A 13,391-nucleotide genomic window follows, 5' to 3' on the forward strand; every position below is an offset into this window, starting at 1 on the left:
TATCAGACAGGCAATGGTTGGAACGTCGCGGTTCCTGGGGCATAATAAAGGGAGCGGCACGACCGCGACGGAGAATTAGGAACGACATATGACTTATTGCTTGGGGATACATACGCGCCACGGCCTTGTCATGGCCTCCGACTCACGGACGAACGCTGGATACGATCAGGTCAACGTCACGCGGAAGATGCATACGTTTGTCCTGCCGGGCGAGCGCGCCTTTGTACTGCTGTGCAGCGGCAGCCTTTCGCTCACACAATCGATTATCACCCTTTTGGGCCGTGACTTCGATCTAGGTAAGGGGCTGGCGTCCGTCGCCAATATGTACGACGCCGCCCGTGAGATCGGCGAACAGGTCCGCCGCGTCTCCGAGATGGACCGGGCGGCCCTGGAGCGCGACGAGGTGCGGTTCAACGTGCATTTTCTGCTGGGCGGCCAGATCGCCGGCCAGCCGCCCGATCTCTATCTGGTGTATCCGCAGGGAAATCCGCTGCGCGCCACCGAAGACAGCCCCTTTTTGCAGATCGGCGAAGTAAAGTACGGCCGCCCGATCCTCGTGCGCGGCATCCGCTATCAAGAAACACCGCTCGATGAGGCGGCGAAGTACGCGCTGATCTCCATCGATTCGACGATGCGGTCCAATGTGACGGTCGGTCCTCCCATCGATATCTGCATCTACCAGCGCGATGAGCTCGATATCGTCCACCGCCGCCGGCTGACCGACAAAGACCCCGATCTCATCCAAATCCACGAACAATGGGAGCAGACGCTGCGCAAGGGCGTCACGGAGCTGCCTCCGATCGATTTTGAGACGTTCGGGCAAAAAAAGTAATATGCGCGCGGAGTAATTTGGCTGTTTCCGCCCGTATTAAAGGTTCGTTATCAGCGATTTTACGAGATTCCCAGAAAGCAGGTATTATTGCCATCTGGGAATTATACTTTTTTGCCCATAATTGTAACAGCGCACTAAAGTTTTGATTGCAACGTGCCGATGATGTTATTGTCGCTACACTACAGGGCGACAAACAAAGGCAAACTCGTCGAAAGGCGAGGACGCAAAGCTACGGGTCTACGGCAGAGACTTCGCCTCATTTCGCGCACTATGTTCGAAATGTCCTGCTATGACAGCCAAGCCGCCGCACCGCCCGCGTTTTGATTGTGATGACATGCAAATGTCTAGCAACTGAGTAAAGGCTTATTTGGGGGCATTGAAATGAAGATCTCGAACACAGAATCCTTACGAGCTGGTCAAGTCGCTTCGGTGACGCCCGCTCCTCGCATTGCGGCTACGCCGCAGAACGACAGCGCCGGCTCCACCGGAACACCGGCCGCTGAAGTAGAACTCTCGTCGCAAGCGCAAACGCTCGCCTCCGCCATGCAGGCGGTGGACGCGACGCCCGAGACGCGAGACGACTTGGTGGCGAAACTGCAAAAGCAGATTTCGTCCGGCACATACAGCGTCAGCGGCTCCGATATCGCTGATCAAATGGTGCGCCGCGCCCAGGCTGATCGAATCCGTTAAATTATGATCGCACTCCTAAGTGCGCTTATCGTTTAGCGGCCGTCGCGGGACCTGCTGCTGAAACAAACCGGGACATGTCCGGCGAATACGGTAAAATTCGGTCTCGAAAGGTTGCATGAGCTTAGCTCATGCAACCTTTTTTCTTTGTCCATGCCGCCCCAGAAATATAGGGTGATGGAACTCTTTCAAAGGTGGATGGATTATATCTTTAAGTGTTCGTGCGAGCGGCGAGCGGGCATACGAAAGCGCCTTATGTTAACAAAGTCAGACCAGGATTCGATCACCGCATGGCGCTTGCCTACTATTGTGCTGGAACTGCATCGGTCGACTTCGGGTCGGCCCAAGCAGTCACCAAGGCATGTGCATGAAGAGTATCAAATCATTTTCGGTCACCAGGGTGCGGGAAAGTACGACTATCGTGGCGCCCGGCATATTACGCCGCCTGGCAGCCTCATCATCATCCATCCCGGAGAGGCGCATTCCGCATGCGGACTCGAAGCGCGGACACGGACATCTACTTATCAGAGCATCTACGTCCAACCAGAATATATGCAGGAAATGGCAGTTGAAGCGGGGTGTAGCGGGACTGGCTTGCCATTCTTTACAGAGACGGTAACTCTGGATGAAAGTCTAATTCGACGCTTCTCACACCTCTGCCGGGCGCTCCAGCAGTCCGGGGCTTGTTTGGAAAAAGCCTCTTTGCTTTGTTCGACGATTCAGTATCTGATTACGCGCCAGGGCGAAATACAACCTGCGCCACGAAAAGCGTATCGCGCTCAAGCCTCTGTCGATCGTGTCCGTGAGTATCTGAACGCGAACGCCTGCGAAAATGTCACGCTGGCCGACCTTGCCGGAATCGCAGATCTCTCCCCCAATCATCTCTGTTCATCCTTTCGACGGGAGATCGGTGTGCCTCCCCATGCCTACCAGACGCAGTTGCGGTTGACGAAAGCCAAGTCGCTGCTTGCAGACGGCCTACCCATCGGCGATGTGGCTGCGGAAACAGGCTTCGTCGATCAAAGCCATCTCACCCATCAGTTCCAGCGGCACTTCGGAGTGACACCCGGCTGCTACTTTCCTCGGATAACCTCCGCTAAATCGTAATAATCTACAATACGCGCGCTCTCCGACCGATCATAATTGCCTATCGGAGGTACACGAAATGTACATACTGAACGTGAGCTACATCGAGCAGCCTGCTAAAGTCGAACCGCATGTCGGTCCGCACAGCGCGTGGGTTAAGAGGCACTTTGCGGAGGGTCTGTTCCTCTTCGCCGGCCCCAAAAAAAGTGGATTGGGCGGCGTCATTCTGGCCAAATCCATCGACCGTCCCACACTCGACAGCATTCTCGCAGAAGATCCCTATATCACGGAATCCGTGGCGGAATATCAAATCCTGGAGTTCGATTGCAAAGCCGCCGAACCTAGTCTCGCGCTGCTGACAACCAGCTAAAGCAATATTCCCCTCCCCAACCTCCATTATGGAGGTTGGGGAGGGGGCGATGAAGAAAAACGTCACCAATGTCCTTCGCAAACAGGGTCGTGACTGATCATTGTTAAATTGGCGTGACCTGGTTCCTACAGCGGGAAAGCTGTAGACTCTGCTGGAGCGAAGTCAGCTCAAGCAGAGTCTCAGGTTTCGAAAACGCTCCTCTAAAATCCTCAATCCACATGAGATGGTTTTGCCTCAGCATAGCCCACAAACTTCCATTTGTGGGGCAGCAAGCTCAGCATTTAACGATAATCAGTCACACCCTGGTGTATACTCTATACGGAGAGTCGCCGCTCCCATGCCGAATTGTGTGGAGTTGTGAGTTCGTCAGATAGGGGCAGTAGTGTCATTGAATAAAGAGACCAAAGTATACGCGGTCGTCAATCAGAAGGGCGGCGTGGGGAAAACCACGACCGCCGTCAATCTTTCCGCAAGCCTCGCCCATCTCGGCAAGCGTGTCCTGCTCGTCGACTGCGATCCACAGGGAAACGCGACGACGGGTCTTGGCATCGACAAAAGCGCCCTGGAGATGTCGATGTTCGATGTCCTGGTCGACAACGTGCCTGTCGCGCAGATCGTACAGAAAGACGTCACCGTCCCCGGGCTCGATGTCGCGCCCGCGACGCTCGATCTGAGCGGCGCCGAAATGGAAATGTTTTCGCAGCTTTCGCGCGAAGGGACGCTCCGGCGGAGCCTCAAGCCGATCCTGGGCTTGTACGATTATGTCTTCATCGATGGTCCTCCCTCGCTGGGCCTGCTCACGCTGAATATCCTGACCTGCGCCGACGCGGTCCTGATTCCGATCCAGTGTGAGTTTTACGCCCTGGAAGGCATCTCGCAGCTGATGACGATCGTGGAGCGCGTCCAGGCGCACCTGAACCCGAAGCTTTCCATCGGCCTGGTCGTCCTGACGATGCACGATGAGCGGATCAACGTCTCGCGCCAGGTCGTCAGCGAGGTCCGCGAATACTTCGGCGACGTGGTCGCAGAAACGATCGTCCCCCGAAACGTGCGTCTGAGCGAAGCGCCGAGCTTTGGACAGCCGATTTCCCTTTACGATCCCCGCTCCAAGGGAGCGCAGGCGTACACCGATTTGGCCCAGGAGGTTGTGAGCATTGGAAAGAAGTAAACCCGCCGAGAAGAGCCGGCTGGGCCGCGGACTGTCGTCGCTGATCCCCCCGTCGGCGCGCCCGATCACCGCCACCGCCGAGGAGCCTCCCAAGACGGCCCCAACCGCCGAGGCGGTCCCGGCGGCGCCTGAGAACCCGCAGGACGCCGTGCAGCGCCTGGCCGTCACAAGTATCCGGGCGAACACCTTTCAGCCGCGCGATTCATTTGACGACGCCGCATTGGAAGACCTCTCCAATTCCATCAGCGCGCATGGTATTTTACAGCCGATCATGGTCCGCGCCTCCGGCAAGGGCAAGTATGAGCTGGTTGCGGGCGAGCGGCGCTTCCGGGCGGCCAAGCGCGCGGGATTGGAAACCGTCCCGGCGATTGTCCGGGAGCTCACGGACGAAGAATCGCTGACGGTCGCTCTCATCGAAAACATTCAGCGCGAAGATCTGAACGCCATAGAAGCGGCGAAGGGCTACCGCCAGCTCCTCGATCAGTTCGGCCTGACGCAAACGGAGCTCGCCCGGCAGCTTGGCAAAGCGCAGCCGACAATCGCGAACGCCCTGCGTCTCCTCAAGCTGGACCTGGAGATGCAGCAAAGCATTTCCCACGGCCAGATGTCGGAAGAGCACGGCAAGGCGCTGCTTTCTTTGCAAAACGAAGATCAGCGCTTCAAGCTCTGGGAGAAAGTCATTGCGAACCAGCTAAGCGTCGCGGAGACGCGCCGCCTCGCAATGAAGATCTCTCAGGACGCGGACGCCGAAGAAGCGCCGGTCGCGCCGGCCAGGGATGTGCACTGGATCGCCCTGGAAGACCGCCTGCGCACCGCATTCGGCATGAAGGTCGGCCTGCGCCCCTCCCCCAAAGGCGGGGGCACGCTCACGATCGAATTCTCTGACCCCGAAGAGGTCGAGGGCATTCTCGACCGCATTCGCTAGCGCTTTACTACGCATATTCGCTGGCAAGAAAATTCCGTTCGCATCATTCGCCGGCGAATAATATTACGACAATTATTCGCCGGCGAATATTGAAAGGCTCGTCTCGTGATTGCAGAAGTAATTTCCGTAGGCACCGAGCTCCTCCTCGGTCAAACTATCGACACCGACGCCGCCGCCGTCGCGCAGGCGCTCTCCCGTCAGGGGATCTCCATCTACCACCGCTCCACAGTCGGCGATAACGAAGATCGTCTTGCCGCCGATCTGCGGCAGGCGCTGGAGCGCGCCGACATCGTCATCACCATCGGAGGTCTTGGGCCGACGATGGATGATTTGACGAAAGAAACCCTCGCCCGCGTCCTGGACATTCCACTCGTCACCGACCCAGCGCACGTCGAACGCCTCACGGAGATGGGAAAGCGGCGCGGCTGGGACAAATTCCCCGAACACTTTATGAAGCAAGCGGATGTGCCGGCCTCGGGGCGCGGAATCCCCAACAATAACGGGACGGCCCTGGGCGCCATCTTTGAAAAGGGCGGAAAGTACGGCGTTTGCCTACCCGGCCCACCGAATGAACTGATTCCTATGCTGGAAGAGACCGTGGAGCCGTTTTTTGCGGAAAAGACATCGGGCGAGAAGGCGGTCATCAAGTCTTTGGTGCTTCGGATCATCGGCATGGGCGAATCCACGGTGGAAGAGCGCGTCAAGGATCTGATGGCGGACAGTAATCCCACCGTCGCCCCCTATGCGAAGACCGGCGAGGTCCACCTGCGAGTCACCGCGCGCGCCGCGACCGATGAAGACGCCATGGCGCTGATCGCGCCGCGCGAAGCGGCGATTCGCGAGAGACTCGGCGATGTCGTCTATGGGATTGACTCGGAGACACTCGAATTCGCCGTGGTGTCGCTGCTGCAGCAGGCGAGTCGCACGGTAGCCTGCGCGGAGTCGTGCAGCGGCGGACTCATTTCCAAGCGGATCACGGATATCCCCGACTCCTCGCGAGTCTTCGGACTGGGGATCGTCTCCTACTCCAACGAGTCAAAGGAGAAGTTCTTGAGCGTCGACTCGCGACTCCTTGCGGAACATGGCGCGGTGAGTCACGAAGTGGCGCGCGCGATGGCCGAAGGAGTCCGCGCGGCCGCCGGATCGGATATCGGAGTCAGCGTCACGGGAATCGCCGGCCCCGGCGGGGGCAGCGAGAAAAAGCCGGTGGGAACCGTCTATCTCGGACTGGCGTGGGACGGCGGAGTCATCTCCCAGCACCACCAATTCCTCGGTCGGCGGCAGGATGTGAGCCAGCGCGCGGCGCAGGCGGCGCTCGCCCTCGTTCGGCGTTTCTTGATTGCCCCCGACGAGCCGACGTTCCGGCAATCGCCTTAAGCAAAGCGCGCATATTAAATTCAATTTGATATGTGTAGTTACTAATCAGTCCGAAACGACTTCGAATTTTTGGGCTGGCAATCTTCGGGAAGTTGTGCTATAATAGACCGTACACTTGTTCTGAATCATCATGGCTTAACACCTGTCAATCACCCTCATACTGATTAACAGCAGACATAAGGAGACTAGTTTTGGATAAAGAAAAGGCGCTGGATATTGCATTGTCTCAACTGGAAAAGCAGTTTGGGAAGGGTTCGGTCATGCGACTGGGCGAGTCGCCCAAGCAATCCGTCGAGGCCATCTCCACCGGATCGCTGGCGCTGGACCTGGCGCTCGGAGTCGGCGGCGTGCCGCGCGGACGCATCACGGAGATTCATGGCGCGGAGTCCTCGGGCAAAACGACGATCGCTTACCACATCATCGCCGAAGCGCAGAAGCTGGGCGGGACCGCCGCGTTTGTCGACGCCGAGCACTCGGTCGATCCGGAATACGCCCGCAACCTGGGCGTGGATATCAATAAGCTCCTGGTCTCCCAGCCCAACAACGGCGAGGAAGCCCTGGAGATCATGGACGCCCTGGTGCGCAGCGGCGCCGTCGACGTGGTCGTTCTTGACTCCGTCGCCGCCCTCGTCCCCAAGGCCGAGATCGAAGGCGAAATGGGCGACAGCCATATGGGCCTCCAGGCCCGTTTGATGTCGCAGGCGATGCGCAAGCTGAACGGCTCCATCTCCAAGACCAACACCGCCGCGATCTTCATCAATCAGATCCGCGAAAAGATCGGCGTCATGTTCGGCAATCCGGAGACCACCCCCGGCGGCCGCGCGCTGAAGTTCTACGCCAGCGTCATGCTCGACGTCCGCCGTATCGAGACTCTGAAGCAGGGCACCGATATGGTCGGCAACCGGGTCAAGGTGAAGGTCGTCAAGAACAAGGTCGCCCCGCCCTTCCGCCAGGCGGAGTTCGATATCATGTTCGGCAAGGGCATCTCGCGCTCGGGCAGCATCATCGATATCGGCGTCGAGCTGGGCCTGGTCACCAAGGCCGGATCCTGGTTCACCTACGGCGATCAGCGGATCGGCCAGGGACGAGAGAACGCCAAGCAGTACATGGAAGAGCATGCGGACGTGATGGACGAGATCGAACGAACCATTCGCGGCGACGAGAAGTCCGCGGAGATCCTGACGGTCGGCGCGGTCGGCGTCGACGAGTAAGATAAGCGCGCATGCCAAACATCACCGCGCCTGACAGCAGCGCATGTCCATAATCACGGCGCTGGAGCCGCAGCAGCGGCGCGCCGGGCGAATCAACGTCTTCGTCGACGGCCAATTCATCATTGGCGTCGGCGAAGGCGTCGCCGCGAGTCTACGCCTGCGCCTCGGCCAGGAGATCACACCCGAGCGCCTGACCGAAATCGCCAGCGCGGAGGAGCTGCACCGCGCCACCGAAGCCGCCTACACCTACCTCGAAACCCGCGCCCGCTCCGAAAAGGAAGTCCGCGACCGTCTCAGCCGCGACGAGTACCCCGACGAAGTCATCACGCAGGTCATCGACAAGCTGCGCGAGATGACCTTGCTCGACGATTCCCAATTCGCCAAACAATGGGTCCAGGCCAAGACCAATGTCGCCGGATCGCGCCCCGTGGGCCGGCGCCGTATCTCCAGCCAGTTATATCAAAAGGGCGTCCACAAAGACACCATCGGCAAGGCGCTCGCGGAAGTCACCGATGACGATGAGATCGAGCTCGCCCGCGCGGCGGCACGTAAGAAAGTGCGCGCGCTGAGCGATGACCCCGAGATCGCGCGCGCGGAGCGCCAGCGCCTCATCGCCTTTTTGCAGCGGCGCGGCTTCAGCTGGGAGACCTGCAAGCGCGTGGCCGACGAAAGCTTTTCCCCTCCCGAAGACGCGTTTGACGACGAAGATCCCGCCGAAGAATAGCCTCTTCCCCCGCTCCCAGCCGATATGCCCGTCATGACAATAAGAATCTTGCAAGTAAACCTGCAAATTCAGATGTGACAAAGCAGGAATTCACAACAACAGTCGGGAAATAAGACGGATCAGTCCGCCAGTACTGACGACGGATAAACGACTGAACGTGACATGCGCTTGTCATCGAAGGCGATCACCGTCCGCTCAACCTCAACAACAATCTTGGGGTGAGGGAACGATAACATATGTGGGAAGCTATTATTCCCGCGGCCGCCGTCATCGGGGCCGGGGGAATCGTCTTATTTTTTGCTTGGATTAAACCGGAGAAAGAAAAACTCCATCGGCTTGCACAGGAGACCGAGCGGGAACGCGAACAGCTGCGCAAAGATACGGAAACGCGGCAAAAAGAGCTTCTGCTCGAAGTGCGTGAAGAAGCTCAGCGGCTTCGCGACGAGAGTTCGCTCGAACTGAAAGAAAAACAATCAGAGCTTCAGCGGTTTGAGCGGAAACTGGCGCAAAAAGAAGAAACACTCGAAGGCAAGCTCGGCGGTCTCGACCGCCAATGGGACGCCGTACGCACGCGCGAGCGGGAGATCGACCGCCAGCACAAGGAAGCGGCCGCCCTGCGGCAGCTCCACCAGGACGCACTGGAGCGTGTGTCCGGCATGACCGGCGAAGAAGCCAAAGCCGCCCTCATCAAAGAACTGGAGGATCAGACGCGCCATGAAGCGACGCGGATGATCATGCAGATCGAGGAAGAAGCGAAGAACGAAGGCGACAAGCGCGCCCGAAGCATCGTCACCATGGCCATACAGCGCATCGCCGCCGACCATGTGAGCGAAACCACCGTCTCCGTCGTGCCCCTGCCGTCGGATGACATCAAGGGACGGATCATCGGCCGCGAAGGGCGCAATATTCGCGCCTTTGAAACGCTCACCGGCGTGGACGTCATTATCGACGATACGCCCGAAGCCGTCGTGCTGTCTTCATTCGACCCGGTGCGCCGCGAAGTCGCGCGCCTCGCCCTGGAAGCGCTGGTCATCGACGGGCGCATTCACCCGGGGCGGATCGAGGAGATCGTCGCCAAGGCGCAGCAAGACGTCGACGCCATGATCAAGGAAGCCGGCGAACGCGCCGTCATGGAATCCGGAGTCACCGGACTCCATCCGGAGATCGTCAAGCTTCTGGGCCGCATGAAGTACCGCACGTCCTATGGGCAGAACCTCCTGGATCACTCCATCGAAGTCTGTCTGGTGGGAACGACGATCGCGGCGGAGCTGGGCGCGAACATCACGATCGCTAAGCGCGCTTGCCTTCTGCACGACATGGGCAAGATCGTGCCCGACGCCGATGGACCGCACGCGCTCCTTTCGCAGGAGCTGATGCTGAAATATGGCGAAAGCGAAGCGGCCGCCTACGCCGCCGGCGCGCACCATAATGACATTCCGCCCCATACGGTCGAGGATGTCATTGTGCAGCTCGCCGACACGATCTCGGCCTCGCGCCCCGGCGCGCGCCGCGAAATGCTGGAGTCTTACGTCAAGCGACTCCAAAAGCTGGAGACGATCGCCGACTCCTTTCCGGGAGTCGAAAAGACATACGCCGTGCAGGCGGGCCGCGAGATCCGTCTCATGGTCCGACCGGAGATCGTGGACGACGTGCAGGCCCACAAGCTTGCGCGGGACGCCGCGAAGCGGATTGAAGAGGAAATGGAGTTCCCCGGTCAAATCAAAGTGACGGTGATTCGGGAGACACGCGCCATCGACTACGCCAAGTAGCCCCTTTTAGGCTGCGCCGCGTTCGTCGATATCACCAGGATGGATCGGTCTTTCCCAGCGCAGCCTGGGAAAGACTTTAGAAAGAGTTACGGATAACGTGCGAATTTTGATGCTCGGCGATGTCGTCGGCAAGGTGGGACGGGAAGCAGCCGAAACCATGCTGCCGACCTTGAAGGAGATGTACTCTCCGGATTTCACAATCGTGAATGGGGAGAACGCGGCGGCGGGCCTGGGGATCACCCCCGAGATCGCCAAATCGCTGCTGCGAAACGGCGCGGACGTCATTACGCTTGGCAACCACACCTGGAACCGGCGCGATATCGTCCCCTACCTGGACCAGGAGCCGCGTATTCTGCGGCCGGCGAACTATCCGCCCGGAACCCCGGGCTGCGGCTACCGCGTGTACACCGCGCAGAACGGCGTGCGCGTCGGAGTCGCCAATATGATGGGACGCGTCTTCATGGAGGCGCTCGACGATCCGTTCCGCACGGCCGATAAGATTCTGGAGTCGTTCCGGGGACAGGCGAAGATCTCCTTTTTCGACTTCCACGGCGAAGCGACCTCGGAGAAGACCGCCTTCGGGTATTATCTGGATGGACGAGCGAGCGTTGTCGTCGGCACCCACACGCATGTCCAGACCGCCGATGAGCGCATCCTTCCCAAAGGCACGGCCTACATCACGGATGTGGGGATGGTCGGCCCGCAAGATTCGATCATCGGCATGAACGCCGAGATCGTTGTCCAAAAGTTCATCACGCAGATGCCCAATCGGTTCGAAGTCGCCGAGGGCGGAGTCGTGCTCTGTGGTATCGTCGCCGATGTCGACCCTGACACCGGTCACGCGACACAGATTCAGCGCGTTCAGATTCGGGATATTCATTAAAATTACACTTCGATCTTATCACCGGTCCTTTCCCGTGGGAGAGCAATCAATGACACGTTCCACCCTTCTCCGAGGCGCCGCCGTTTTCGCGGCCGCCGCGATGGTCCTTCCCGCCGGCGCCGCGAAGCCGAAGAAGCCGGCGGCCCTGCCCAGCCTGCCGCTTCCGGTGTCCAAACCGAAGACGGCCGCCGCGCCCGCCGGTCTCGTGGTGAGTAAAGACCTCGCCGACGAAACCGTGCTCTATAGCGGCCAGCCGGCGGGGCAGCTCGGGATCACGACTCAGAATTGGGGCGCGGGCTCCGCGGCCGACACCACCGAGCTCGCTTACCGCAACACGCACTCCCTGAAGATCACCACCTACGGACTGTACGCCGGCGGCAAAGTCGGCTTCAGCAAGCCCGTGGCGCTGGGAGACCGCAGCGCCGCCACGAACCGAATCATGCAGTTCTACATCCGGTTCGGCGACGCGGCGAGCCCGCCGCCGCCCGAACCGCCGGATACGACGACGCCGGGAGGTCCCGGCGGCTTCCCGGGCGGCCCTGGGGGATATCCAGGCGGTCCGGGCGGTTATCCCGGAGGAGGCGGCGGTTACCCCGGCGCTCCGGGCGGTTATCCCGGAGGCGGAGGCTATCCCGGCGCGCCGGCGCCGATGGAGCAATCCTTCATGGGAACGTCCACGTTCCAATCGGGCGTCTATACCGGCGGAGCCTCGGTCCATCTGACACAGCGCGGACGCGGCGGCGGCGGTCGTGGCGGGCGCGGCGGATTCCCAGGATTTGGCGGCGGAGTCGGCGGCGGTCGCGCGGTCAATCCCGACGATCAGCCCTGGAAGCCGCCGGTCAGCCATCTGCGTTTCCTGTTTACGCTCGCCAATGGCGCGCAGTACGATGTGGTGCGGGATGTGCCCGGCGCCGCGTCTGTCGACGATACGGAAGACCTGCGCTCGGCCTGGCTTCCGATCGGCGTTCCGCTCAGTGTTCTGAAGTTCCCCGGCGCCGCGGATTCGCCGTTGCAGAGCGTCACGGTGGGCGGCGACGGTTACTCGGTCACCTACATCGGCAAGATCAGTCTGGTGGACGATAACACGCCGATCACCGCATGGGCCGGCGACACGCAGGATGTCGCCGCCAATGACACCGTCACGCTGAAGGCGCGCGCGGAAGGCGGCGCGTCGACGCTCCATTACTCGTGGGACTTCGACGCGGCGGACGGCATAACCGAGCAGGCGACCGGTCAAACGGTCACCACGACCTTCACGAAGCCGAATGAGACGCACACCGTCACGCTGACCGTCAGCGACGTGGACGGCATTAAAAAGCCCGTCACATCGACCACAATCATTAAGGTCGAAGACTAAGGATGCGCGTGTCGGATTCTATGAAAGAACCGCTTCCCACGCCGCTTGAGGACCGGCCGCACAAACGGCGGCCGGTCCCTTTGGCGCTGCTGGTCGCGATGCGTCCCAAACAGTGGACGAAAAACCTCCTCGTTCTGGCCGGCCTGCTCTTTACGCTGGACCAGCACCACCCCATCGGCGACTTCCGGCTCGTCGGTCTCGGCTTTTTACTATTCTGCCTGCTTTCCAGCGTCGTCTATCTGATCAATGACCTGGTGGACCGCGAAAGCGACCGACGGCACCCGCGAAAGCGACGCCGCCCCATCGCCTGCGGCGATCTTCCCCCGAATATCGCCGTCGGCGCCGCCATCGCCTTCGGGCTGATCGGCATCGTCGGGTCCGTTCTCCTAAACCCGATGTTCGGCGCGGTCGCGATTCTGTACTTCCTGATGACGCTTGGGTATTCGTTCTACTTCAAGCATATCGTCATCATCGACGTGCTGGTGCTGGCGGCGGGATTCGTGCTGCGCGCCATCGCCGGCGTCGCGCTGATCCACGCGGCCCTGTCCACCTGGCTGATCCTCTGTACGCTGATGCTGGCGCTGTTCCTGGGGCTCTCCAAGCGCCGCGCCGAGCTGATCGCCATGGAGATGAGCGGAACGGTCGGCACCCGGCGTATTCTGGACGAATATACGTCCGGCATGCTCGATCAAATGATCGTGATCGTGACCTCGACCTGCCTGATGTCCTACTCGCTTTATACGGTCGAGTCGCAGGCCGCCACGCGCCATCACTATCTTATGGTCACGATCCCCTTCGTCATCTACGGCATCTTCCGCTATCTCTATCTGATGCACCGGCATATGCTGGGCGAGTCTCCGGACGCGATTATTCTGGAAGACCGCCCCACCCTCATTAACATCGCTCTGTGGGGCGTGACAACGGCGTTGATCGTCTCCCACAGCTTCGACCCCCTCCTCGCTCATCTGTCGCACTGACGCCCCAGGAGGGCGTCAGGTTTCG

The 13,391-nt window shown here is 60.1% G+C and carries 13 protein-coding genes and 1 riboswitch; all 13 genes read left to right on the top strand.

Going from position 1 to position 13,391, the window contains the following annotated elements:
* Nucleotides 1-88 precede the first annotated feature (88 nt).
* Entirely contained in the window at nucleotides 89-832 is a 744-nt protein-coding gene (locus D5261_RS06555) for a proteasome-type protease (RefSeq protein WP_119324340.1), read from the top strand.
* A gap of 188 nt (nucleotides 833-1,020) precedes the next feature.
* Nucleotides 1,021-1,141, top strand: a riboswitch (cyclic di-GMP riboswitch).
* A gap of 72 nt (nucleotides 1,142-1,213) precedes the next feature.
* Nucleotides 1,214-1,522, top strand: coding sequence for a flagellar biosynthesis anti-sigma factor FlgM (gene flgM, locus D5261_RS06560; RefSeq protein WP_119324339.1), 309 nt, complete (start codon nucleotides 1,214-1,216; stop codon nucleotides 1,520-1,522).
* A 252-nt stretch (nucleotides 1,523-1,774) separates the two neighbouring features.
* Complete coding sequence (locus D5261_RS06565) at nucleotides 1,775-2,626, top strand: helix-turn-helix transcriptional regulator (protein ID WP_165864581.1); 852 nt, start codon at nucleotides 1,775-1,777, stop codon at nucleotides 2,624-2,626.
* Nucleotides 2,627-2,684: 58 nt separating this feature from the next.
* Nucleotides 2,685-2,975 (top strand): YciI family protein, encoded by a 291-nt coding sequence (locus tag D5261_RS06570; protein ID WP_119324337.1) that lies wholly within the window; start codon nucleotides 2,685-2,687, stop codon nucleotides 2,973-2,975.
* A 388-nt stretch (nucleotides 2,976-3,363) separates the two neighbouring features.
* The gene (locus tag D5261_RS06575; RefSeq protein ID WP_119324336.1) at nucleotides 3,364-4,143 is read left to right on the top strand and encodes a ParA family protein; all 780 of its coding nucleotides are present in this window, start codon (nucleotides 3,364-3,366) and stop codon (nucleotides 4,141-4,143) included.
* Nucleotides 4,130-5,068: a ParB/RepB/Spo0J family partition protein gene (locus tag D5261_RS06580; RefSeq protein ID WP_119324335.1), complete on the top strand. Its 939-nt coding sequence runs from the start codon at nucleotides 4,130-4,132 to the stop codon at nucleotides 5,066-5,068. The genes D5261_RS06575 and D5261_RS06580 overlap by 14 nt, the downstream gene beginning before the upstream one ends.
* 105 nt (nucleotides 5,069-5,173) lie before the next feature.
* The gene (locus D5261_RS06585) at nucleotides 5,174-6,445 is read left to right on the top strand and encodes a competence/damage-inducible protein A (protein ID WP_119324334.1); all 1,272 of its coding nucleotides are present in this window, start codon (nucleotides 5,174-5,176) and stop codon (nucleotides 6,443-6,445) included.
* Between the two features lie 191 nt (nucleotides 6,446-6,636).
* Nucleotides 6,637-7,656, top strand: a complete 1,020-nt coding sequence (gene recA, locus D5261_RS06590) for a recombinase RecA (protein ID WP_119324333.1) — start codon at nucleotides 6,637-6,639, stop codon at nucleotides 7,654-7,656.
* 43 nt (nucleotides 7,657-7,699) lie between these two features.
* Complete coding sequence (locus tag D5261_RS06595; protein ID WP_119324332.1) at nucleotides 7,700-8,380, top strand: RecX family transcriptional regulator; 681 nt, start codon at nucleotides 7,700-7,702, stop codon at nucleotides 8,378-8,380.
* A 236-nt stretch (nucleotides 8,381-8,616) separates the two neighbouring features.
* Nucleotides 8,617-10,149, top strand: a complete 1,533-nt coding sequence (gene rny / locus D5261_RS06600) for a ribonuclease Y (protein ID WP_119324331.1) — start codon at nucleotides 8,617-8,619, stop codon at nucleotides 10,147-10,149.
* Between the two features lie 97 nt (nucleotides 10,150-10,246).
* A complete protein-coding gene (locus tag D5261_RS06605; protein ID WP_119324330.1) occupies nucleotides 10,247-11,032 on the top strand; it encodes a TIGR00282 family metallophosphoesterase in 786 nt (261 codons plus the stop codon).
* A gap of 49 nt (nucleotides 11,033-11,081) precedes the next feature.
* Nucleotides 11,082-12,389 carry a PKD domain-containing protein gene (locus tag D5261_RS06610; protein ID WP_119324329.1) on the top strand — a complete coding sequence of 436 codons (1,308 nt, stop codon included), beginning with the start codon at nucleotides 11,082-11,084 and terminating at the stop codon, nucleotides 12,387-12,389.
* Between the two features lie 20 nt (nucleotides 12,390-12,409).
* The gene (locus tag D5261_RS06615; RefSeq protein WP_301002430.1) at nucleotides 12,410-13,366 is read left to right on the top strand and encodes a decaprenyl-phosphate phosphoribosyltransferase; all 957 of its coding nucleotides are present in this window, start codon (nucleotides 12,410-12,412) and stop codon (nucleotides 13,364-13,366) included.
* The last annotated feature ends 25 nt before the right edge of the window (nucleotides 13,367-13,391 follow it).

It is taken from the genome of Capsulimonas corticalis, from assembly GCF_003574315.2.
Lineage (GTDB): Bacteria > Armatimonadota > Armatimonadia > Armatimonadales > Capsulimonadaceae > Capsulimonas > Capsulimonas corticalis.